The 23,987-nt window shown below is 40.0% G+C and carries 22 protein-coding genes; 15 read left to right on the top strand and 7 right to left on the bottom strand.

Annotated elements, in window-relative coordinates:
* Window positions 1-28 precede the first annotated feature (28 nt).
* The 3 genes from ABJD64_RS15350 to lysA all read right to left on the bottom strand — a co-directional run bounded on the left by ABJD64_RS15350 (window position 29) and on the right by lysA (window position 4,002).
* Entirely contained in the window at window positions 29-958 is a 930-nt protein-coding gene (locus ABJD64_RS15350; protein ID WP_348183065.1) for an ABC transporter ATP-binding protein, read from the bottom strand.
* A 99-nt stretch (window positions 959-1,057) separates the two neighbouring features.
* Window positions 1,058-2,563 carry a HAMP domain-containing sensor histidine kinase gene (locus ABJD64_RS15345; protein ID WP_348183064.1) on the bottom strand — a complete coding sequence of 502 codons (1,506 nt, stop codon included), beginning with the start codon at window positions 2,561-2,563 and terminating at the stop codon, window positions 1,058-1,060.
* A 233-nt stretch (window positions 2,564-2,796) separates the two neighbouring features.
* On the bottom strand, window positions 2,797-4,002 hold the full coding sequence (lysA, locus tag ABJD64_RS15340) for a diaminopimelate decarboxylase (protein WP_348183062.1): 1,206 nt from the start codon (window positions 4,000-4,002) through the stop codon (window positions 2,797-2,799).
* Between the two features lie 80 nt (window positions 4,003-4,082).
* On the opposite strand from lysA, the gene ABJD64_RS15335 reads away from it, so the two are divergent.
* A complete protein-coding gene (locus tag ABJD64_RS15335; RefSeq protein ID WP_348183060.1) occupies window positions 4,083-4,754 on the top strand; it encodes a hypothetical protein in 672 nt (223 codons plus the stop codon).
* Window positions 4,755-4,777: 23 nt separating this feature from the next.
* On the opposite strand, the gene ABJD64_RS15330 is transcribed toward ABJD64_RS15335, so the two are convergent.
* The 4 genes from ABJD64_RS15330 to ABJD64_RS15315 all read right to left on the bottom strand — a co-directional run bounded on the left by ABJD64_RS15330 (window position 4,778) and on the right by ABJD64_RS15315 (window position 8,097).
* Window positions 4,778-6,004 (bottom strand): hypothetical protein, encoded by a 1,227-nt coding sequence (locus tag ABJD64_RS15330; protein ID WP_348183058.1) that lies wholly within the window; start codon window positions 6,002-6,004, stop codon window positions 4,778-4,780.
* A gap of 3 nt (window positions 6,005-6,007) precedes the next feature.
* Window positions 6,008-6,814, bottom strand: coding sequence for a sulfotransferase family 2 domain-containing protein (locus ABJD64_RS15325; RefSeq protein WP_348183056.1), 807 nt, complete (start codon window positions 6,812-6,814; stop codon window positions 6,008-6,010).
* Between the two features lie 174 nt (window positions 6,815-6,988).
* Window positions 6,989-7,741 carry a M23 family metallopeptidase gene (locus ABJD64_RS15320; RefSeq protein ID WP_348183054.1) on the bottom strand — a complete coding sequence of 251 codons (753 nt, stop codon included), beginning with the start codon at window positions 7,739-7,741 and terminating at the stop codon, window positions 6,989-6,991.
* A gap of 20 nt (window positions 7,742-7,761) precedes the next feature.
* Window positions 7,762-8,097, bottom strand: coding sequence for a PadR family transcriptional regulator (locus ABJD64_RS15315; protein ID WP_348183052.1), 336 nt, complete (start codon window positions 8,095-8,097; stop codon window positions 7,762-7,764).
* Between the two features lie 322 nt (window positions 8,098-8,419).
* Here ABJD64_RS15315 and ABJD64_RS15310 point away from each other — a divergent pair, with 322 nt between their 5' ends.
* From ABJD64_RS15310 to ABJD64_RS15245, 14 genes are all read left to right on the top strand, one after another.
* Window positions 8,420-9,685, top strand: a complete 1,266-nt coding sequence (locus ABJD64_RS15310) for a c-type cytochrome (protein WP_348183050.1) — start codon at window positions 8,420-8,422, stop codon at window positions 9,683-9,685.
* Window positions 9,686-9,761: 76 nt separating this feature from the next.
* Entirely contained in the window at window positions 9,762-12,821 is a 3,060-nt protein-coding gene (locus tag ABJD64_RS15305; RefSeq protein ID WP_348183048.1) for a TAT-variant-translocated molybdopterin oxidoreductase, read from the top strand.
* Between the two features lie 19 nt (window positions 12,822-12,840).
* Window positions 12,841-14,202, top strand: coding sequence for an NrfD/PsrC family molybdoenzyme membrane anchor subunit (nrfD, locus tag ABJD64_RS15300; RefSeq protein WP_348183046.1), 1,362 nt, complete (start codon window positions 12,841-12,843; stop codon window positions 14,200-14,202).
* A gap of 1 nt (window position 14,203) precedes the next feature.
* The gene (locus ABJD64_RS15295) at window positions 14,204-14,731 is read left to right on the top strand and encodes a DUF3341 domain-containing protein (protein ID WP_348183044.1); all 528 of its coding nucleotides are present in this window, start codon (window positions 14,204-14,206) and stop codon (window positions 14,729-14,731) included.
* A 33-nt stretch (window positions 14,732-14,764) separates the two neighbouring features.
* Window positions 14,765-15,385, top strand: coding sequence for a cytochrome c (locus tag ABJD64_RS15290; protein WP_348183042.1), 621 nt, complete (start codon window positions 14,765-14,767; stop codon window positions 15,383-15,385).
* 19 nt (window positions 15,386-15,404) lie between these two features.
* The gene (locus ABJD64_RS15285) at window positions 15,405-16,679 is read left to right on the top strand and encodes a quinol:cytochrome C oxidoreductase (protein ID WP_348183041.1); all 1,275 of its coding nucleotides are present in this window, start codon (window positions 15,405-15,407) and stop codon (window positions 16,677-16,679) included.
* Window positions 16,680-16,710: 31 nt separating this feature from the next.
* A complete protein-coding gene (locus ABJD64_RS15280; RefSeq protein ID WP_348183039.1) occupies window positions 16,711-17,766 on the top strand; it encodes a cytochrome c oxidase subunit II in 1,056 nt (351 codons plus the stop codon).
* An 11-nt stretch (window positions 17,767-17,777) separates the two neighbouring features.
* On the top strand, window positions 17,778-19,664 hold the full coding sequence (locus ABJD64_RS15275; protein ID WP_348183037.1) for a cbb3-type cytochrome c oxidase subunit I: 1,887 nt from the start codon (window positions 17,778-17,780) through the stop codon (window positions 19,662-19,664).
* 3 nt (window positions 19,665-19,667) lie between these two features.
* On the top strand, window positions 19,668-20,741 hold the full coding sequence (locus ABJD64_RS15270; protein ID WP_348183035.1) for a COX15/CtaA family protein: 1,074 nt from the start codon (window positions 19,668-19,670) through the stop codon (window positions 20,739-20,741).
* On the top strand, window positions 20,734-21,636 hold the full coding sequence (cyoE, locus tag ABJD64_RS15265) for a heme o synthase (protein WP_348183033.1): 903 nt from the start codon (window positions 20,734-20,736) through the stop codon (window positions 21,634-21,636). The genes ABJD64_RS15270 and cyoE overlap by 8 nt, the downstream gene beginning before the upstream one ends.
* Window position 21,637: 1 nt before the next feature.
* A complete protein-coding gene (locus tag ABJD64_RS15260; RefSeq protein ID WP_348183031.1) occupies window positions 21,638-22,219 on the top strand; it encodes a cytochrome c oxidase subunit 3 in 582 nt (193 codons plus the stop codon).
* Window positions 22,220-22,236: 17 nt separating this feature from the next.
* A complete protein-coding gene (locus ABJD64_RS15255) occupies window positions 22,237-22,986 on the top strand; it encodes a cytochrome c oxidase subunit 3 (RefSeq protein ID WP_348183029.1) in 750 nt (249 codons plus the stop codon).
* 19 nt (window positions 22,987-23,005) lie between these two features.
* The gene (locus ABJD64_RS15250; RefSeq protein ID WP_348183027.1) at window positions 23,006-23,335 is read left to right on the top strand and encodes a cytochrome C oxidase subunit IV family protein; all 330 of its coding nucleotides are present in this window, start codon (window positions 23,006-23,008) and stop codon (window positions 23,333-23,335) included.
* Between the two features lie 57 nt (window positions 23,336-23,392).
* On the top strand, window positions 23,393-23,977 hold the full coding sequence (locus ABJD64_RS15245) for a hypothetical protein (RefSeq protein WP_348183025.1): 585 nt from the start codon (window positions 23,393-23,395) through the stop codon (window positions 23,975-23,977).
* Window positions 23,978-23,987 lie beyond the last annotated feature (10 nt).

Raw genomic sequence — 23,987 nt, 5'->3', positions numbered from 1 at the left:
CAACTTTATACGTTTGATTATCAGAAAATTAGGCTATACTGAATCTAACAGATTGTCCTCGTTTTAGAGCTTCGCTAGAATAAGCTAATAGAGCTTTGGAAGATAATTTAGATGAAATATAAACCTGATAGTGCATGCCCATAAAAGTGGTCGACTCAATTTGACCTTCGTACAATCCGGAAGATACAATTCTGATATCTTCGGGTCGTATGAGTTCATTCTTTTTATTGACTGATAGTTCATTGACCGGCCCTAAAAATTTCGCAGCATAAAAGGAAATAGGATTTCGATATACTTCTTCCGGAGTACCCATTTGTTCGAGTTTTCCATCTCGTAATAAGATGATACTGTTGGCTACAGCCAGGGCCTCTGCCGGATCATGACTGATTAGCATAACTGTTATTCCCAATGCCCTGAGCATACTAATTATCTCTTTTCTCACCTCTGACTTCATAGGTAAGTCGAGATTGCTAAAAGGCTCATCGAGAAGAACTACATCAGGTTCATCAGCGATAGCAGCAACTATTGCTATTCTTTGCTGCTGTCCTCCGGATAGTTCCTTAGGGAATCTATCGGCATGCGATTCCAGTTTGCATAGAGCAAGCAGCTCCCTGATTCTTTCCTCTTTATCCACTTTTGAATAATGTGAGATTTTCTTCCCAATGTTATCGCGCACGGTCCAGAACTGCTGAAGTTTGAAATCCTGTGCTACATGAGCAATCGAGTCATAACCAGGTGCGAGATTCTGCGAAGGCCCGGTAATTATTTCGTTGCCGACTGAGACCGACCCATGATCTGAGTCTTCCAATCCTGCAATTATCTTGAGCAAGGTACTTTTTCCAGATCCACTTTCGCCAAGCACATAGACCACTCCACCTTCCATAATTTCAAAAGTTATTTCTGACAAGGCAGTTACCTTATTTGTGTAAGTTTTGGAAATTTTAGAAAGTGTAATCACAGAAGCTGTTTTGGTCTGAGCAAAATGATTTTTTTTGGCTACTTCATCAATCAGGTTTTGACCATTTAATGGGTAACTTAAAAAGGAGTAATATGTCGGTTAATTTAAATAGATGGTAAAAATGCTGCCTTTGCCAAGCTTGCTTTTAACGTCAATATGACCATGGTGATGATCAATAATGGTTTTGATGAGGTAGAGACCGAGGCCATTTCCACCTTTCGATGAGTCTAATTGCTTGAAAGGTTCCAAAATTTCCAGGCCATTAATGTTAGAGTCGAACCCTACACCATTGTCTCGGACTTCCAAGACAGTATGACCACTTTCAACATAAGATTCCATCTCTATTTCAAGTAATCGATTTGGGCTGCAGTATTTTATGGCGTTGGTGATTAGGTGAAGGAAAATACTTTTTAGTTGTTCTGATGGGTATTTCACCGTTGGGCACTTGGCAAACCACTTGGTGATAATTACATTAGAATTTTCCATTTCATATTCAATACTTTTTTCTACCTCGCTGAGGATGTTTTCAAAATTTAAGACTTCCGTCTTTGATTTAAGTGTTTCTCGCAGGGCATTGACCTCATTTAAGGCTTGCACGATAGATTGAACTTGTAAAGCTGAAGCTCTGGCATTTTCAAGAATTTGGCTATAGTCTTCAGGTTTGTCTTCTAGTTTGTCCAAGAGGTGGTTTAAATCAGTGATGGGTGCAGTCAAGTCTCGAGCTGTTCTATTGGAAAAGTGCATATGACGCTCAATTTCCTCTTGCGCATCCTGCAGTTTTATGACCATTTCATTAAATGTAGTAGTTAGCTCCGAGGTTAGGCCCGAAGGAGGTGTATTCACTTGTACTGATTTTTCACCCTGTGCTACGCGCCTTACCCCCTCTGTTAATTGATTGATTGGAATGCTGGTTTTATTGCTGGACATAAATGAAATGATAATGGAAGCCATTACGAAAAAGCAAGTGAATAGGACTACCAATCGAAGAGTTGTTCTTTCCTCGATCTCAATTGCTTTAACCACCTGTTCGGTGTATTTTTCCAATTGAATCAGCACATGCTCGACTTCTTTATTGAACTTTTCTTCTTCAGCCTCCACATCGACTACTCTTTCCATCGCCTCTGAAATTTTGTTAGAAATGAGCAGGTCAATTACGGCCAGGGCATCTCGTTCGTAGGTGAGGTGTTCCTTCTCCATTTTCTTTAGTGAGTTAAGCAACTCCTTCATTATAATGCGCTGATTATCAGAAATAGCATCTCTTATCCCGGTTTTTACCTGTTCCTCTGCTAGAAGTAATTCTTCATCTACAAGTAGAGCAAGACTCCTGAACAGACTGTCTGCAACTTTGAAGTTTCTACGGGCATTGTCGTATTTGCCAATTTCCTCTGCGAAGCGTACCGCTCTTTCGAAATTAATAGATTGCTCAAGCTGATGAGTTTCAATATTAGTCATGGCTTCTATCAAGGGGACATCAATACGAGCAACTTCATCAATAGAGTTGTGGCTGTTGTACACCCTCATCATGCTAAAAATCCCAATCGCAATCAACAGCACTATTAGGAATAAGCTAGCTCCCGAAATGTGCTTTGATAAGTTTTTTTTCACTTGTCAATCAACTTTGCGTTAATAAATCCTTGTAAAAATATCGCCGAAACAGTCGGACAATACCCGGGTCTTAAGTGTGGATTTTAAATGTACAATTTTTTGGGGACTCTTGAAGAAGAAAACGGGTAAATAATAATTTGCTAAAAGGCGGCGCAAATGAGAATTGGAAAAGAAAAGGCGGGAACTTGCCCGCCGTAATCCTTTAAATTTAACTAATTAGTTTTTTGTAATACTTAGAAGGCTTGCTCTTCAAGTACCTCTTTGCTGTTTGAAATGTACTCCTCAAGAGTAGTATCATCTGAATAAATAGATTCAGCTCGATCTCTCAAATTGTAATTAGAACTTAGTACCTGCCCATAAGCTCCAGCAGATCTTATCATCAAAAAGTCTCCACGAGACGTTTTCGGCAAGTCTGTTTTGCCAAAGGTATCTGAGCTTTCACAAATTGGTCCTACCACATGGTAGCTTTCGTTATTTCCATCCTTTGTTAAATTTTCAATCTTATGAAAAGCATTATACAGTGCCGGACGCATCAAATCTGTCATGCCTGCATCAATGATGGCGAAATTAGAATTGGCACCTTTTTTAACGTACAGTACTTTCGAAATTAGAGAGCCAGCCTGGCCAACAATAGAACGCCCCAATTCGAAATGCACGGTTTGTCCTTTTTCTAGCCTTAGAAATTTCTCAAATACTTTGAAGTATTCTATGAAGTTAGGAATGAGCTGAGCATCTGGATCGGTATAGTTGATTCCTAGACCCCCACCTACATTGATATGCTCTAAAAAAATACCTCGCGCCTTAAGGTTATCGATTACATTATTCGCTTGTTGGCAAAGATTGGCAAAGGGGTTAAGACTTAAAATTTGAGAGCCAATGTGAAAATGTATTCCTTTCAGCGCAAGGTTTTTGTGTTGAAGAATTTCGTCGACTGCTGCGTCCAATTCTGTGATCGGAATACCGAATTTATTTTCATTTAATCCAGTGGTGATCTTGTGATGCGTCTGGGCGTCAACATTGGGATTGATTCGAAATGCAATGTTCGCAATGGCATTATGTCTCTCGGCGATTTCATTGATCACCTCAAGTTCCTCAATTGACTCGCAATTAATACTATGAATTCCATGGGAAATAGCTAAATCCAACTCTTCGTCAGATTTTCCAATTCCCGCTAAGACAATATCTTGCGGTTCGAAACCAATTTCTAACGCTTTCTTAATTTCATTACCACTCACACAATCTGCGCCAAGTCCATGATCTTTTATAGTCTGAAGAATTCGATCTTCTGCATTGGCCTTTATTGCATAATGTACTTTAAAATTGGGATTAGTAACTGCTTCAGTCATGGACTGCAGGGTGTTTTCGAGAAGTGCTAAATCATAGTAATAAAAAGGAGTTCTTACTGACATTTTGAGTTTCAATTTTAAATTCTGAGTCAAAAATATTTTTAAAGCACTGTGGTGTGAAATAAATGTTGTAATTATTCATAATATTTGCACTTTGTTAAATATTTAACGGCATGAAAAAAATATCAGATATTGTAGAGGAAGGCATAAGAAAAATGCCCTTTATAGAGGAAGCAATGACGGCCAACTTGATTAACTACTCCTCATTGGCACGCTTGCTTCAACCTTACGTGTCGAAAGTATTAATGAAGGATGCCACCGAAGCTTCTATCCTTATGGCCCTCAAGCGTCGCTCAACCATGGGCGCTAATGCCTTGAATTTAAATCCAAAGAATTTTCGCGAACATATTGGAGATATATTTGTGCGCTCAGGACTTTCCACTTTTACCTATGCGAATTCTCCAACCTTGACTGAAAATCAAACTCGTTTATTGCATGAGGTTCAAAATCTGCCAGATACATATTGTTCTTTTACCCAAGGTATGTATGAACGCACGCTGATAGTAAGTGAAAATATTGTGGATCGTGTCAAACGAATATTTGAAAAGGAAACTTACGTCACTGGTAACAGCCAACTTAGTTCCGCGACTGTCATGCTAAAAGCGTCGAATATTCGAGCTTATGGTCTGTACTATTATATTTTCAAAATGATTGCCTGGTATGGAATCACCGTCATTGAGGTTATCTCCACCTCTAACGAATTCTCAATTGTAGTAGAACAAAAAAATATCAACGATGCGTTTTCAGTCTTGATGAAGATTAAGATGGATGAAGGAGGAATATAAAATTTGTTTTAACGAATCCAATCTTAAAATTTTGTTTTCTCCATTGAATACAAAGCCCCAAACAAGTTTTTGATATGAGATGCTATAGCTTTCGGTGAGTTTCTGTCGGAGAGAAAGCGACCAAGAAATGCTTGACGTTGAGGGTTTGAGTGCCTGGGTATGAAATCTTCGCTGAAGTGAGGAATCTTGAAGTCCTGATGCAAGCTAATAAATGCCCCAGCTAGCGCAGATGGCAAAATCATATGCGACCCATGTACGCCGAAAATCAAATGTGATTCTGAGTATAATCTGTATCTTTCATCCTCGTGCATTCTGTACTCCTGATAGGGCTCCCTCAGGTCTTGAACGTATCGATTCATACCGCCGGGGCTGCCAATTCCAATCGCTGTGATTTGTAGATCGGGATATTGTTTAACTAGCAGTTTTGCGAGTTTCCGAAAGTTTCGATTTTGAAGAATAATGAAGTAGAATTTGATCAACGACAGCTGACCGAGTTTTCTGGCAACCAGATATAAAAAATGATTGACCTTGTTTGTCAACCAAAACCTATCCTCTCTCAATATAAATGTAATCCTGGCAGGATACTCATAAAGTTTGTCAAATCGTAGTGGATTATGCTTAACGAATAAAGGAATACGTAGTAAACTATAGTCCAGGTTCATGTCTGCCCGACTTAAGTATGCTTCTTTACTTTCCAGGACTCGTGTTTTCACTAGTTGATCAAAACCCTTGATCCTATGTTCGAAAGTTTTAAAGGGTGTATCTAATTCCCAAATTTCTGACACTCCTTCTGGTACTAAGTTCCGCATAGAGGACTGAATAATAACAACTAAACCCAAATGAGCATGATGATCGAGATGACGTTGAATATTAAAGAGTTTGTCGAGGGCATGGCCGTAACATGAATCAAGGCAATTTAATATGATTATTTTGTCGTGTTCTTTCTTTCTTTCCACAGTGACATTCACCTCTTCTTCGTGGTCCGAAGTCAAAGCATGGATCAGCGGTTCAGCCAACCAAATTTTTGATACTTCACTATATGTGGGATGGCTTCCGTTACAACTCACCTCTACCGGAAACATATTCGTATGCTCTATCGGTAAAGTATGATAGAAGGAAGTGGAATGACTTGCCTTGGTACCACGAACTACCGTACGCATGCCTAAGAAAAGTAAGGACTCAGGCGTGAAGTCCTCAAACAAGCCAGAATCGACGCATAACTCATTATTTTTTGTAATTAACTTGATCATGCTTTAGTTGTACCCAAACTTGATAAAATCTTCTTTATAGCCTTCCATTATAAGTGATTTGATTTCACCGTGGTTAATTATGGTTGGAGTTCTGGTCCTTTTATTCAGCGTCATATTCTTAACTATAACCTCATAGGATTCTAAGAATGCGGTAAGTTCCTCGTCAAACTCTTCATATTTGAAAATACGGAGTTCAATGTCTTGAGGAATACACTTAACCTGTTTCCTAAAATGGATCTCTTTTAGCTCATCTGGTATATTCATGACCCTCTTTACAAACTGATAAAAGGAAATATCTTTAGGAAAGATTCCGAAATAAAGACGGCTAAAATATGAAAGTTCAGCACGATCCAATACCTGATCAAAATAACATGACTTAAGCCTGTCAATAGGATGTCTTACCACCGTAAAACTATTATATCCCTCTTCAATATATGGTTTCATACTGGCCTGCGCAAGTAGATTGATTTCATCAACAGACCAAGTGGTAATATCCAAGTGTGGAAATTGAGCCTTCATGATAGACGCCAGAATAGTAGTGCTGGCATTTTTAGATATCCGTACGAAGGCCAGTTTCTTCTCAGGCCAATGGTATACAAATATGGGCCATCGGCGTTGGTCCCTGTACAGGCTAGTTAGGGATACAATTTGCCCAATAACAGGAAACTTTAGTAAAAACTTTTTCCATCTTGATAGATTGACTTCTACATTTGCAAATTGATTATCCGAAATATGGTACTGATGTATCTGGCGCTTGTAAGCTTCATTGTCGAAAGTTATCCTGAAAAGATTGCCCTTTTTGAGAATCAAATACAGAAAATTAAGCCAGTGCCGAACGTTGTCTATGTTAGTCAAGTCGAGATCAATTCGATGGATCAAACATACATCTAAGATTACTAAATGCCAATACTACTTCGAGTCAATGATGGCCTTTTCAATCTTCAATTAGATCAAAGATGAGGGAGTAGAGATTACATCCGAACTTCAGTTAGCTTTTTGATAAAGTACTTTTTCCTGTATATGTTCTTCTTGTGCTAAGAAATAGTTTTTAGGATCAACATACTCTCCATCCTTGATCACTTCGTAGTGCAAATGCGGCGCAGTAGACCATCCGGTATTACCAGATAATCCGATTACTTGTCCGAGAGTCACCATTTCTCCTTCTTTTACTTTGATCTCAGATAAGTGGGCGTACTTAGTGACGAAACCATCGCCATGTTGGATTTCCAGATGAAGACCATACCCTCCAGGGCTGTTGGTTGTTGATTTCACGGTTCCAGAAGCAGTGGATTGAACGGGTGTGCCCACCTCAGCAGAAAAGTCAATTCCTCTATGGAAATCTTGTTTCTTCTTAAGTGGATTGTATCTTTCTCCGAAGTTGGAAGTTATTCTTTTGTAGTGATCAAGCGGTGAAATTGTTGGAGGCTCTTGTGCATCCACTCCAAGGACCATCATAAAAATTGACGCAGCCACTCCCGAGGTTAATATTTGACTGATGAAAGTTCGCCGCTGTTTCTTCACAATCGGAGAAGTTTGCTTCAGCTCCTCAAATCCAACATCTCCAAAGGTTTTCAAAGCTTGTGAATAAGATTCAGCGAAAGTTTTATTTTCCGAAAGTTGTTCTTCTACCATGCAGCAAATATGATCTAGTAATTCCGTTCTAAAGCCCTTAGATAGTCCTTTCGCTTTAAGGTCATTGGTTATATAGAGGTATTGCGTTTTTGTCAATGTTTTCATGTTCTTCCAAGTTATTAAGATTACTTACTTATTTGTGGGTTGAGCAGCAATAGCATTGTTTGAACAAATTCCGTGAATTCGTTTGATCTGGAGGTAGCTTCGTTGCTGCCCAAATCAGTTACCTGATAGTACTTTCTTTTACGTCCGCCTATATTTTCTACACGAGTAGTCACCATTCCATCTGCTTCCAATTTGTGCAATGTGGGATAAAGTGCACCTTCAGTCAATTGAATCTTTTCGTTGGTCAGTATCTTGACTTTTTGCGTGATTTCATAGCCATACATCTGCCCATTGGTTGATAACAATTTGAGCACGATCGTTTTCAGCGTGCCCTTGAGTAGTTCTTTTGAATACATAAGGCAAATATACATAAGAATATTATGTATAAAAATTTAATGAGTGGAAATCTCAATTTTATCGCTTAAGTAGTGAAAATTATACTATATAAATAAATGTGAGGGCGAAACAGGAAAGAGGAAAATTAGTTATTTATATCAATTCTAAATAGTATTTTTTTGCCCTAAATTTTCTCATGTAATGACTTGATATACAGTGAGATAATGTGCTAATCGTGGGGGGTATTTCGTCGAGCTACGTAGAAGGCATTATTATGTTTTTGAAATACAACTACCCGATGTTACATTTGCACCACTTTACAAAAAAGGAAAGCTAAAACTGATGTCAAAAAAATATAGTTTACACTCCGGAACGCGTTTTTTAAGCTCTAAAACCGTCCTTTTCCTCTCCTTGATTTTTTCAGTTTTGTTCACTCAAAATGTGACTGTTGCGCAGGACGCAGACGGTATTCCAACAGATGAGGCGGCCATTTCAACTGGAGAGAAATTATTTAAGGCTAACTGTACAGTTTGCCATGCTGTAAACGATAAGGTGATCGGGCCTGCGTTAAGAGATATTCACAAGAGAAGAAATCTTGACTGGATCAAAGCATTTGTCAAAAACTCTCAGAAAGTAATCAAGAGTGGTGATGAATACGCCGTGAATCTCTATAACGAATACAATAAAACGGAAATGACAGCCTTCGATTTCGAAGATGCGGAAATAGCCGCTATTGTCGGATACCTTAAGGTAGAGTCAGCTAAAGAAATTGTAGTTGCAGTAGAAGAGACTACAGCATCAACCGGAGGAGATGCTACTGCTCAAGAACCATCCCAGTTTGTGAATACAGTAATGATTGTGCTGTTGGTGGTTTTGGTTTTAATCCTTGCAGTATTGGCGATGATTATTACCATGCTGAAAAAATACTTGTCTCAGAAGGATGATTTGTCTGAGGATGACAGAGAGATAGCAGAGCAAACTTTCGACTTAGGGGCTTTGGTAAAAAGCAATGCGTTCCTTGGTTTGGCAGCCTTCATCTTTACAGCAATTATCATGAAGTCAGCTATCGACGGCATATTTACTATTGGTGTACAGCAAGGCTATCAACCAGATCAGCCAATAGCGTTTTCCCATAAGATTCATGCAGGAGACTACAAGATAGATTGTAACTATTGCCACACTGGTGTAAGAAAGAGTAAGAATGCAAATATTCCATCACCGAATATTTGTATGAATTGTCACTCATCGATCAAGACTGAATCTCCTGAGATTCAAAAGATCTATGCAGCGATTGAAAACAACGAACCAATTGAGTGGGTTAGAATACATAACTTACCCGACTTAGCTTATTTCAATCACTCGCAGCACGTCGAAGTTGGTAAAGTAGAATGTCAGACATGCCATGGACCGATTGAAGAAATGGAAAAAGTTTCACAATATGCGCCACTGACTATGGGCTGGTGTATCAACTGTCACAGAGAGACAGATGTGAATACTAAAGGAAACGATTATTATAATAAGTTGGTAGATATGCACAATTCGCATAGCAAAGAACCAATGAAAGTAGAGGACATTGGAGGACTTGAGTGCTCTAAATGCCACTATTAATTATATAAAGAATATTAAGACACCATTAATGAAGCGGTAAACGCCTCATGCGACTAATAAAGTCAAGTAAGAACACATGAAAGAGACCAAAAAGCAATATTGGAAAGGGTTAGAGGAATTGACCAAAAACCCGGAATTCGAAAAGCATGCTGACAAAGAGTTTCCAGAATATTTGCCAATAAGTGGCGAGTCGGAAGGAGCTGGAGCCAGTAGAAGGGACTTCTTGAAATTGATGGGATTTGGAGTAGCTGCCGCATCTTTAGCTGCTTGCGAAACCCCGGTCAGAAAAGCGATTCCTTATTTGAACAAGCCTGTGGACGTAGATCCCGGAGTTCCAAACTATTATGCTTCGTCTTATGTGAACGGCAATGAGTATTGCAGTGTCGTTGTTAAAACCAGAGAAGGTCGTCCAATCAAAATAGACGGAAACAAATTATCCACTGTAAGTGGGGGAGGTACTTCTTCTCAAGCGCAAGCTTCAGTATTGTCATTATATGATAAAGAAAGATTGCAAGGACCTGAGTTCGGAGGTAAATCTGTAACCTGGGATGAATTGGACAAAGAGGTTGCTAACCAGTTGGCTGAATCAAAAAGAATTGCTTTAGTAAGTTCTTCAGTATTTAGTCCATCAACACTGGCCACTATAGACGCTTTGAAGGCTAAGTATGCTGGAATTGAGCACATCCAATACGATCAGGCTTCATTTAGTGGAGCTTTAGCAGCAAATGAAAAATCTTTTGGTAAAAGAGCCATTCCTTCTTATGACTTCAGTCAGGCAGATACAATTGTTTCTTTTGATGCTGATTTCTTAGGCAATTGGTTAAACCCCACACTTCACAGTAAGCAATTTGCTCAAACGAGAAGACTGAACGATAAAAAGAAAACCATGTCGAGGTTATACTCTTTCGAGTCTAACCTTTCATTGACTGGCTCAAACGCAGATTATAGAAATGCAATTAAGCCATCTCAGCAAGGGACTTACGTAGCGAACTTATATAACATGCTTGCCGCAAAGGCTGGTGCTCCTTCGGTATCAGCTCCAAAAGTTGGAGATACTGCCGTACTTACAAAGGCGGCCAATGACCTTTGGTCGAGTAAAGCAAAATCTTTGGTTGTATCAGGATCTAATGACGAAAATATTCAGGTCCTGATCAACGCGATCAACAGCTTATTAGGTTGCTATTCAACAACCATCAATATGGCAGCCGCAGTCAATACCAGAAAAGGAGACGACAAAGCCATGGTAAACTTCATCAAAGACCTGAATGCAGGGAATATTGATGGAGTTTTGTTTTTTAATAGCAATCCTGTTTATGATCACGCTATGGGAGCGCAGATTGCTACAGGTTTGAAAAAAGCTAAGTTCTCACTTTCTACATCGGATAGAAAGGATGAAACCGCAAGCTTGACGAGTGCAATTGCTCCAGACAATCACTTCCTGGAATCATGGAATGATTTTGAGCCAGTAACAGGTAAATTAAGTTTGTCTCAGCCTACCATTTCTAACTTATTCAATACACGCCAGGTAGGACAATCTTTCTTGGTATGGTCGGGTAGTTCGGAATCTTATTTTGATTTTGTAAAATCAAGATGGACCGCAAATGCCACAGGAGATGAGCAAACTTATTGGGATACCACTGTACAGGCAGGTGTATTGGAAAATACTATTGCAGTTGAGACGGTTACTTTTGGTGGAGATGTAGCCGCCGCAGCTTCTACAATTAAATCAACAGCATCGGGCGTTGAGCTTGTGATGTATGAGAAGGCAGCCATCGGCAATGGGTCTCAGGCTAACAACCCTTGGTTACAAGAAATGCCTGATCCAATCACTAAGGCCGTATGGGACAATTACTTGACCATTTCACCGAAAATGGCAGAAGAAATTGGGTTAACACTGGGCGACATGACTACGCAATTGGTTACGTTGACAGTAGGCAATCAAACGGTTAAAGTACCAGCCATGGTACAGCCGGGTCAGGCTAACGGAACGGTTGGGTTGGCAGTAGGTTACGGTAGAACAAAAGCTGGAAAAGTAGCAAAAGACGTTGGAGTCAATGCCTATCCGCTGATTGACTACAAAGCTGGATTCCAAAACAGAGCGGTGACTACCGGAGTATCAGTAGCATTGAGCGGAGAAGAATATAAAGTTGCACAGACTCAAACTCATCATACCTATATGGGTAGAGAGAACGTGATTCAAGAGTCTATTCTTTCAAAATATCAAAAGGACCCAAGTGCAGGCCGAGATTTCCCTATGATTACTACCTATAGTGGAAAGACTAAACCTGGAAATGTATCGCTATGGTCCGGGCACGAGTACCCAAACCATCATTGGGGGATGACTATCGACTTGAACTCATGTACCGGATGTGGTGCATGTACAGTTTCTTGTCAGGCAGAAAATAACGTACCTGTAGTAGGAAAAGAAGAAGTACTCAATAGAAGGGAAATGTCCTGGTTGAGGATTGATAGATACTATAGCAGTGATGCACCAGAAGGTGATTTGAGAGCAATGGAAGTTGCTGCTGAGCAACCAGAAGTGACTTTCCAGCCGATGATGTGTCAGCAGTGTAACAATGCACCATGCGAGACAGTATGTCCGGTAGCTGCTACGAACCATTCTACGGAAGGGTTGAACCAAATGGCTTATAACAGATGTATCGGTACAAGATATTGTGCCAACAACTGTCCTTATAAAGTGAGAAGATTCAACTGGTTTAAATACCATGACAACGATCAGTTCCCTGAAAACACTTCAATGAACAATGATTTGGGTAAAATGGTATTGAATCCTGACGTTACCGTTCGGTCAAGAGGGGTAATGGAAAAATGCTCTTTCTGTGTTCAGAGAATCCAGCATGGTAAGTTGGAAGCTAAGAAAGATGGAAGAAGACCGGTGGATGGAGAAATTAACTCTGCCTGTGCCTCTGCCTGTCCTTCAGAAGCTATTGTATTTGGAGATTTGAAAGATCCAAATTCCAGAATTTCAAAAATGTTGAAATTGGAAAATGGTGAAAACGGACCAGAAGTAAAAGAAGAAAGAGCATATCATGTGTTGGAAGAGCTTGCAGTGAAGCCTAATGTGTGGTATTTCACAAAGATTAGAAATAAAGAAGAAAACGAAGCGAACGCTTAATTTATAAATTAGAAACAATATGCACGCAGAAGCAGTAGTTCGTAAACCTCTCGTAACAGGAGGTAAAACGGTACACGACGTAACTGAGGATATTTGTATTAGAGTAGAGCAAGCGCCTGCCAAATCTTGGTATGCGGCAATGGCCGTATCATTGGCACTCTTGGGCTATGGCGCATACGCTGTCTTCACTCTTGTATGGGAAGGTATCGGAAGCTGGGGTCTTAATAAAACCGTAGGTTGGGCTTGGGATATTACCAACTTTGTATGGTGGGTGGGTATCGGTCACGCTGGTACATTGATCTCGGCCATCTTATTGCTTTTCAGACAGCGCTGGAGAATGTCGATTAACCGTGCTGCAGAGGCGATGACCATTTTTGCGGTTATATGTGCTTTACAATTTCCTTTGCTTCATATGGGGAGGCCATGGATTGGGGCAATATGGGCTTTGCCACTGCCTAACACTTACGGTTCACTTTGGGTAAACTTCAACTCTCCGTTGCTCTGGGACGTTTTCGCGATTTCAACTTATTTCTCTGTGTCATTGGTTTTCTGGTACATTGGTCTTGTACCTGATTTTGCAACCATAAGAGATAGAGCTACTGGCATCAGCAAAAATATTTATGGAGCGCTTGCCCTTGGATGGGATGGAGCTGCGAGGACATGGTCTCGCTATGAGACGGTAGCCTTGGTTTTAGCCGGGCTGGCTACACCATTGGTACTTTCTGTACACACAATTGTATCCTTTGACTTTGCGACTTCAGTTATACCAGGTTGGCATACCACAATTTTCCCTCCTTATTTTGTAGCTGGAGCGATCTTTTCCGGTTTTGCCATGGTACTGACATTGATGATTGTGACCAGACACGTTTACAAACTACAAGACTATATCACTATTGAACACATCTCGTTGATGAACATCATTATTATGGTGACAGGTTCTATCGTGGGTATCGCTTACATCACCGAGCTTTTCATTGCCTGGTATTCCGGAGTAGAAGGTGAGCAATACGCATTCTTCAACAGAGCACTGGGGCCCTACTGGTGGGCTTATGCATCAATGATGACTTGTAATGTGATATCCCCTCAATTATTCTGGTTTAAAAAAATTAGAACAAGTATCGCCGCTACTTTCGTGATCTCAATTATTGTGAACATTGGTATGTGGTTCGAGCGATTTGTAATCATAGTAACCTCCTTGCATAGAGACTTCTTGCCTTCAAGTTGGGCGATGTTCTACCCTACCTGGGTGGATGTAGGGACTTATATCTTTACATTTGGTCTGTTCTTCACGTGTTTCTTCGCATTTGCGAAATTCTTCCCTGTGATCAACATGGCAGAGGTTAAAAGTATTATTAAGGCAACCGGAGAAAAAAAGAAATAAAATGAGCGACGGTAAAAACTTTGTATTAGGCGTATTTGATGACGAAGATGTATTGCTTAAGGCAATTACTCAGGTTCGTCAAGGTGGTGTAAAGATTCACGAAGTGTATTCTCCATTTCCAGTGCATGGTATCGATGATGTACTTGGCTACAGAAGATCACGTTTGTCTATTGCAGCATTTATCTTTGGACTCTGTGGTACCGTCCTGGCATTGACTATGCAGATTGGTATGATGACGGTAGATTGGCCAATGATCGTAGGAGGTAAAGACTTTCTACCTTTCCCTACTTTCATTCCCGTGACGTTCGAATTGACAGTACTACTTGGTGCATTTGGTATGGTAGGCACTTTCTTCGTGGTGAGTGACTTGAAGCCGTGGGCTAAACCAAGAATTTTTGACTTGCGAATTACTGATGACAAGCACATCGTAGCAGTCGACTTAGATAAGAATAACATGAGTGAAGCTGACATTAAAAAGTCTTTGTCTGATGCTGGTGCTCAAGAAGTGAATAACAAACAGTTCGACTAAATCTTAGGATTCTAATTAGGAAAAAATATTAAAATGAATTTTAATAAATACATCAACGGGATCGTCATACTTGCAACAGGATTTGTTGTAGCATCTTGCGCTTCCAGAGGCAATGATACTGGAGTAGAATATGCTCCGCAGATGTATCACTCAGTACCTTACGAAGGACTTTCTCAAATCAAGGACAAAGAAGCCGGTCGATGGTTGACTTCTCAAGAAGGCGTAGAAGCTGAATTCTATACTTCCAATCCCAATAACCCGAATGAAATGAACATGCGGGAGGCCGTACCTAATACCGTTCGAAGAGGAGAGGCCTTGCCTTATCGAATACCTAAAGATTCATTAGCACTTGCTGCAAGAACCTTGAAAAACCCCATGGATTCTACTGCCGATGTAGTGGCTGAAGGCAAGGTTCTTTTTGGCAGGTATTGTTTGCACTGTCACGGAGACCAAGGTTTAGGAGATGGATTAGTTGGAAAAGTATTTAAAGGAGTAACTCCTTATAATTCAAGAGCGGTAAAAGATAAGCCAGAGGGCCACCTCTTTCATGTTATTACGATGGGTAAAGGAAGAATGGGAGCTCATGCTTCGCAAGTGAGTGTAAATGACCGATGGAAAATTGTTCGATTTGTTCAAACCCTTCAAAACCTATAATTCTTAAGGAGATCATATTATGAGCGACGAAAAATATATATTCTCAGCAGGAGCCAAAAAAAACATTCTAATCACATTCGTGGCGGGTCTTGTGCTTGCGGCCATCGGTGTGGTAATGATGAATATGGGCGGACATGATGCACATGGTACCGAAGCTGCTGCAGACGCAGGTCATCACGGATTTCATTGGACACAACGTCTATACGCCAACCTTTGGATCAATAATTTATTCTTTACTGGATTGGCTGCGATTGGCATCTTCTTTATAGCCATCCAATATGTGGCACAAGCAGGCTGGTCAGTAGGATTGAAAAGAATCCCTATGGCAATGGCAAGCTGGTTGCCCATCGGTGCAGTATTGATGATTTTGGTTTTCTTGTTTGGTAGTCACGATTTGTTCCACTGGACGCATGAAAGCGTATATGCTGAAGAGGGAGGAGATGAAATTTTAATTGGAAAGGCAGGATATTTCTTTGCACCTTTTGAGAATGGAGGATTTCCGTTTTTCTATTTTTTAAGAATGGTTGTCTTTTTCGGCGTTTGGTATTTGTTATTCACTCAAATTAGAAAGCAAATGCTGGCCGAAGACATTGATGGTGGTGTAACGAGCTGGAAAAAGAATGTAACCCTATCAGCCATCTTTTTGGTATTCTTTGGCTACTCTTCAAGTATAGCCGCTTGGGATTGGGTCATGTCAATTGATCCTCATTGGTTCAGTACGATGTTCGGTTGGTATGTATTTGCCAGTTGGTGGGTATCAGGGTTGGCTTTGATTGCCTTTATAGCAGTCCTGTTGAAAGACAAAGGCTACTTGAAAATTGTGAACGCTAACCATCTGCACGATATTGGGAAATTCATTTGGGGCTTTAGCATATTCTGGACGTACATCTGGTTCTCTCAGTTCCTTTTGATATACTATGCAAACATTCCTGAAGAGACAATCTACTTCGTAGAAAGGTGGAGAAGTGACCAATATTCAGTTTACTTCTTCCTGAATTTAATCTTGAACTTCTTCTTACCATTCTTATTGCTACTGCCAAGAGATGCGAAGAGACACTCAAGGTTCTTGAAAGTGGTTCCTCCGATCATATTGTTCGGACATTGGATAGATTTCTATCTCATGGTAACTCCGGGTACTTTGAAAGAAAATGGTGGATTTGGATTACTAGAAGTAGGATTGATTATGGTATATGCATCGGCTTTCGTTTACACGGTATTGCATTCATTGGCTAAGCATCCGCTAGTGGCTAAGAATCACCCTATGATGGAGGAAACATTGCATCATCATATTTAAGAAATTAATTACAAAATAGACATTTAAGGACATGATGAATATTGTAATCTTGTTAGCCGCGGTATTGATAGTAGCCATTCTGGTTACCATCTTCAGAGCACATACCCTGGTGCAAGTCGTTAGAGGGAAAGAAGGTGATCCAATGGGTACCAGCAATAAAGTGAATGGGGCCTTGTTCATGATCTTTTTGATCTTGGGAACCGCATGGTTCTTTGGATATTCTTACACAGAGTTTGATAGATATACCGTGCCGGTTGCTTCCGAGCATGGAAAAATCACATTTAATTTATTTTGGATCACCACAGCCATAACGACAGCAGTATTTATTCTTACCAATGCCGCTCTGTTTTACTTCGCATGGAAATACAGATATAAAGAAGGTCAGAAGGCTCATTTCTATCCTCACAACAATACGTTGGAGATGATCTGGACTTTTATACCTGCGGTTGTCTTGGCCCTGTTGATCTTTTCCGGATGGAAAGCGTGGGTGAAGATTACAGACACTGCTCCGGCCAATGCCGAAATAGTTGAAATATTTGGCTATCAGTATGCATGGGCTTCCAGATACCCGGGACCCGACGGTAAATTGGGGCCATCCGACTATAAATTAATCGATGAAGACAATAGACTAGGTGTTGATTTCTCTAATCAAAACGCAAAAGATGACTTTATTCCTAGAGAAATTCACATTCCTAAAGGTGAACCTGTATTATTGAAAATTAGAGCAAGGGATGTAATTCATTCCGTGTATATGCCACATTTCAGATTGCAAATGAATGCTGTACCTGGCATGCCTACCCAATTTTGGTTTGTTCCAACTAAATCTACAGCCGATATGGCTGCTGAAACTGGCAATCCTGATTTTCAATATGAATTGGTTTGTAACAAAATATGTGGAAAGGCACACTTCTCTATGAGAGCGATTGTGATAGTTGATGAAAAAGAAGACTACGAGAAGTGGAAGGCAGAGCAAAAGTCATGGTTGTCTAAGAACCCTGATTACCTAGCTAATATCAACGGATCCAGCCCTGTTCAAGTGGCTGTAGAAGAAAATGTAAGTGGTGAGGAAGTGAATACTTCATTATAATAAAAGAAATCATGGCAGTTACTGAAGTACAATTAGACGAACATATTGCAGGGCACGATGATCACGATCATGAGCATCATGGCAATTTTGTAACAAATTATATTTTCTCGCAAGACCACAAAGTGATTGGAAAGCAATTTCTAATTACTGGTATCTTTTGGGCGATCATTGGAGGTGGACTTTCTATCATCTTCAGATTACAACTTGGATTTCCTGGAATCGAATTGGAATGGTTAAGACCGTTACTAGGAAACTGGATCACTGAGGCGGGTCAATTGGACACTGAATTCTATTTGGCTCTGGTCACGATGCACGGTACCATCATGGTATTCTTTGTATTGACGGCAGGTCTAAGTGGTACCTTTAGTAATTTTTTAATCCCGCTCCAAATTGGTGCAAGAGACATGGCCTCTGGTTTTATGAACATGCTGTCTTACTGGTTCTTCTTTTTATCCAGTGTGATCATGTTTATCTCTTTGTTTATTGAAACAGGACCTGCTGGTGGCGGGTGGACGATTTATCCTCCACTGAGTGCATTGCCGCAGGCCATTTCCGGATCGGGCTTAGGAATGACACTTTGGTTGGTATCCATGGTATTCTTTATCGCATCTACATTGTTGGGTGGTATCAACTATATCACGACCATTATCAACTTGAGAACCCAGGGGATGTCATTTACCAGATTACCTTTGACCATCTGGGCATTCTTCTTAACTGCAATTTTAGGCTTGTTATCGTTTCCCGTATTGGTAGCAGCAGCTTTGCTATTAGTGTTTGATAGATCATTTGGAACAAGTTTCTACTTGTCTGATATATATATAGGAGGTGAGGCATTACCTAATACCGGTGGTAGCCCAATCTTATTCCAGCATTTGTTCTGGTTTTTAGGCCATCCAGAAGTTTACATTATTATTCTTCCGGCACTGGGTATCACTTCGGAAATTATTTCAACCAACTCTCGCAAGCCAATATTTGGTTATAGAGCCATGATTGGCTCAATGATGGGAATTGGAATCTTGTCGTTTGTAGTATGGGCACACCATATGTTTGTAACCGGTATGAGCCCATTTCTGGGATCTATCTTTATGATTTTGACACTGGTTATCGCCGTACCTTCTGCAATCAAAGCATTTAACTATATCACCACCCTTTGGAAAGGCAACATTAGGTTTACAACAGCCATGATGTTCTCAATTGGGTTGGTATCCCTATTTATCTCTGGTGGAGTTACAGGTATTTTCCTTGGAAACTCTGCATTGGATATTTTCTTGCATGATACCTATTTCGTAGTTGCTCACTTTCATTTGGTAATGGGTAGCTCAGCATTCTTTGGAATGGTTGCAGGGATTTATCATTGGTACCCAAAGATGTTTGGAAGGATGCTTGATGAGAAATTGGGTTATGTGCATTTCTGGTTGACCTTTGTAGGTGTTTACCTTGTATTTTTCCCAATGCATTATATCGGTATTGCTGGATTCCCTAGGAGATACTATTCATTCACCAACTTTGATGCTTTCAGCTCATTTGGTGATTTGAACATGTTCGTAACTATTGCAGCAATAGTTACATTTGGCGGCCAGTTCATATTTGTGTTCAACTTCTTCTACTCTATGTGGAGAGGAAAGAAAGCTCCTGCGAACCCTTGGGGCTCTAATACGCTGGAGTGGACGACACCAAGAGAACCTGGGCATGGCAACTGGCCTGGAGAAATTCCTGCAGTCTATAGATGGCCTTATGATTACAGTAAGCCATTATCTGATGATGCAATGGCAAAGATGAGTGCGGAAGAAATAGCTGCATATCCTGATTTCATTCCTCAGACAGTGCCGTTGTCTGAAACACCCGAATCGAATTTGCCTCACGAAGCTGAAGAAGCAAAAGAGGAGAAAGCAAATTAAGAAATGAGTAAAAAACCTAAAGAGGGTTTATTTATAAAATTTAATAGCATTACGATCATTGCCGTTTACTTTTTAATCTTAGTAGGCGGCATTGTTCGTAGTACAGGGTCGGGCATGGGATGCCCGGATTGGCCCAAATGTTTTGGTTCGTATATCCCACCAACCACTGCCGATGAGTTACCGGAAGATTATCGTCAGCTTTATGCTGATAAAAGGATTCAGAAAAACGAACGTTTGGCTAGGTTATTGAAAAACCTGGGTTTTTCAGAACTGGCGGAAGATATCAGAAAAGGCAAAAATGTAGAAGAAGCTCATGCTTTCAATTTTGCCAGAACTTGGACAGAATACATCAATCGCCTGGTGGGCGTAACTGTAGGATTATTAATAATTATTTGCACAGTATTGTCATATAGCTACATACATACTAAAAAAAGCATTTTTGTCCTATCTCTAACTGCCTTGTTACTGGTTATTTTTCAGGGATGGGTTGGCTCATTGGTCGTCTCCACCAACCTGCTACCAGGGATGATTACCTTTCATATGATTTTGGCCATTGGTTTGATCGCTTTATTGCTTAATGTTAGATTCAAAGCAACAAAATCTAAGATAGAGGGGCTCTTGGCATACAAGCCGTATAAAGTCAGAAGGTTGTTGGTGGTTTGCATGCTACTTTTTTTCGCCCAGATATTGATGGGTACTCAGGTTAGAGAGGCCATTGATTCGTTGGCAGTTACTTTAGGAGAAGATCAGAGGTTTAGCTGGATCGAGAATCTTGGCATTATATTTTATATGCATCGATCGTATTCTTTGATTTTATTGGTATTGCATGCTTATCTGATTTATCGGTTGACAAAGAGCATTAAAGATTTTAAGACGTCAAAATATTTGGTTTGGGGCCTGTTGGGATTGGTAATTCTAGAAATACTAACAGGTGCAGTCTTAGCGAATTTCGCACTGCCTTATGTAATACAGCCTGTACATTTATTAATGGCTTTGATGATTTTCGGTATTCAGTATTTCTTATACTTGATTATAAAAGAGAAAGAAGATTCGATAAATGAAGTGACAAATGGGTGAGGTAAAAAATCATATAATTAGTACAAGTACTTTGGGTGCAGGAGCCAAAGTAGGCGCATATATAGAATTACTGAAACCGAGGTTGTCATTTCTAGTGGCATTCTCATCTGGATTTGGCTATATATTGGCGACAAGTGGCCAATTGAATTGGATAAATCTGCTACTGCTTTCTCTTGGAGGAATGTTAGTATCAGGGGCTTCTGTGTCCATCAACCAAATTATTGAAAAAGAATACGACGCTCTGATGAAGCGTACGAAAAATAGACCGCTGCCCACAGGCAGAATTACAGAAAAGGAGGCTGTGGTCTTCAGCTTTTTGGTTGCCGTACTAGGACTCTACATTTTATACCTATCCACAAATCCGTTGACGGTCTTGCTTTCGTTTGTTTCTATGATACTTTATAGCTTTGTATACACACCAATGAAAAGAGTGGGGCCAATTGCTGTGTTTATAGGAGCGATTCCTGGTGCCCTTCCCCCATTATTGGGATGGGTGGCGGCTACAGGAGTGATCTCATTTGAAGCACTGATCATTTTTGGTATTCAATTTATATGGCAGTTTCCACACTTCTGGGCGATTGCATGGGTTGGTGACGAGGATTATAGAAAAGCGGGATTTAAGCTTCTTCCTAATAATGGGCGAAAAGATCTCAAAACAGCGATCAACATTATGATCTATACCCTGTTTTTACTACCACTAGGATTGTTGCCAACTTATTTTGGTGTAACGGGTCTAAACTCTGCTGTAATAGTCACGATCTGTGGCTGCGGATTTTTGGCGCAGACTTTCAGTTTGATGAGAGATAATTCTGATAAGGCAGCTTTGAAAATTATGTTTGGTTCCTTTCTGTATTTACCTGTGGTACAGATTGCTTATATGTTAGACAAACTTTGATATGAATGCAGCAATGATACTTAAGAAAGATAAAGGTACCCAGTTCAAAATGCACCCGAAGAAATTTGCACTTTGGCTATTCATGGTATCCGTAGTTATGTTGTTTGCAGCGCTGACAAGCGCATACGTAGTAAAACAATCCGACGGAGTCTGGTTGGACTTTGAATTACCATTCATTTTTGACATGACCAGTATCATCATCATTGCAAGTAGTGCAGTCATGCAATTGGCCTATTATTTCGCAAAAAAGGATGAAATTATTAAGATGAGAATCATGCTTCTCTTGACTGCTGCTACTGGAATTGGATTCCTGATAGGGCAGTATATAGGGTGGCAGGCACTTGTCGAGCAAGGTGTTTATTTCGTGGGAAATCCTGCTGGTTCTTTCCTATATGTACTTACAGGTGTACACGGGTTTCATCTAATCAGTGCCCTGATATTTATTGCTGTAGTGGCGGTGGCCGCTTTTAAATATAAAGTGCATTCCAAAAGTTTAGATCAACTTGAAATGTGTGCCACATATTGGCATTTTTTGGGTGGACTTTGGTTGTATTTATACCTATTTTTGACACTTAATCATTAAAATTAAAATTTCAGATCATGGCTGGTTCAGCAGTTGTAGTAGAAGAAAATAACGAGAAATTATGGCAAGGAGGAACACCTCCGATGAAAGCCAGTTATGGGAAACTGATGATGTGGTTTTTCCTTCTTTCCGATGCGTTTACGTTCTCCTCTTTATTAGTGGCGTATGGATTGATTAGATATAGTCATCCTGCTTTTGAAGGAGATGTAGCAAACTTCACATTTTCACAAGAATATTGGCCTATTCCAGATATGGTTTTCAACGGCATGCCGCTGTTGCATGGGATGCACCTACCGTTAGTGTTTGTGGGTATTATGACCTTCATTCTTATTATGAGTAGTGTAACCATGGTACTGGCAGTAGAAGCTGGTCAGAGAAATGATAGAAATGCTGTTGAAAAATGGATGTTATGGACAATCCTCGGAGGGCTGACTTTCCTTGGGTGTCAAGCCTGGGAATGGACTCACTTTATTGTAGGTACGGATGATGGTGGAAGTTTGCTGGACGGGTCTATATTTTATGGAGCGAACCTATCAATGAATCAATATGGGCCTCCAAATTTTGCAGCACTGTTTTTCTTCATTACTGGGTTTCATGGATTTCACGTATTCAGTGGAGTGGTAATCAACTTCATTATTTTCTACCAGACGGTAGTAGGTAAGTTGGAAAAAAGAGGGCACTATGAAATGGTAGAAAAGGTAGGCCTGTATTGGCACTTTGTTGACTTGGTATGGGTATTTGTATTTACCTTCTTCTACTTAATCTAAGATAAAAAGACATTATAAAATGGAACAAGAAAATAAACAACAGGTAGTAATTCCGGCAGATAAAGCAAAAATCAGACATATCTGGACAGTTACTTTGTATCTGTTCTTGATCACCGCTGCTGAATTCGTGATTGCATTTAATTTGGATGCCAGCATCATCAAAACAATAATTTTTATTGTAATGACGATTGTAAAAGCCTACTATATTATGTCTGAATTCATGCACTTGGGGCATGAAACCAAGGGGTTGAAGCTGAGCATACTTTTACCACTAATATTTGTGGTGTGGTTGATAGGAGCATTGTTGATTCAAGGCGATGCGATTTACACGGCCGTTTTTGGTGGTTGATAAACAAAAATACTGAATTGAAATGCCGTTGGAAAACGGCATTTTTTTTTGTTCGTGATGAATAAAACCAAGGCCATATTATTATTTCTGATACTAGTACTACCGGTACTGATTTATCTCTTTCTTCAGGGTTTCGGTAAAAACCAGTTTGCAATTCCTGTCTATTATGAAAGTGGTTTACAGAATTCTCAGGACGACTGCGGAAATGATGCTAAAAATGGTCCCTATCGATTAGCGCATGCTTCGATAAGAGAACTACTAGGTACCAACGAATTCGAAGAATCTATCAATGTTTACGAAATTGGCAACCGAGATTCACATCAGTTGAGAAACAACCTATACACCTTTTTGGAAAAGTATAAAGATAGGAAAGGAGTGAATTTAATTTCTATTAGGGAGGAAAAGGATACCGTGTTTTCTCCGTCCCGATATGGTGCATGGTACCGATTTAATCTATCTGACAGTAATTTGTTGAGCCTTGGAAGATGTATATTACGTTTGGATATTGGTTCTGATATGAAAGCAGATAGCGGTCTGGTCTTAGTAGATAAAAAATTGCAAATTCGTGGGTATTACGATCCACTCAAACTAAAAGAAATTGATCGGTTAAATACCGAGATATATATCCTGCTTAGTGAATAGAAAACTAGGC

Origin of the sequence: Reichenbachiella sp. (assembly GCF_039944555.1) — a bacterium.
In the GTDB taxonomy this organism is placed as follows: Bacteria; Bacteroidota; Bacteroidia; order Cytophagales; family Cyclobacteriaceae; genus Reichenbachiella.
This window is presented reverse-complemented; position numbering and strand designations above follow the sequence as displayed.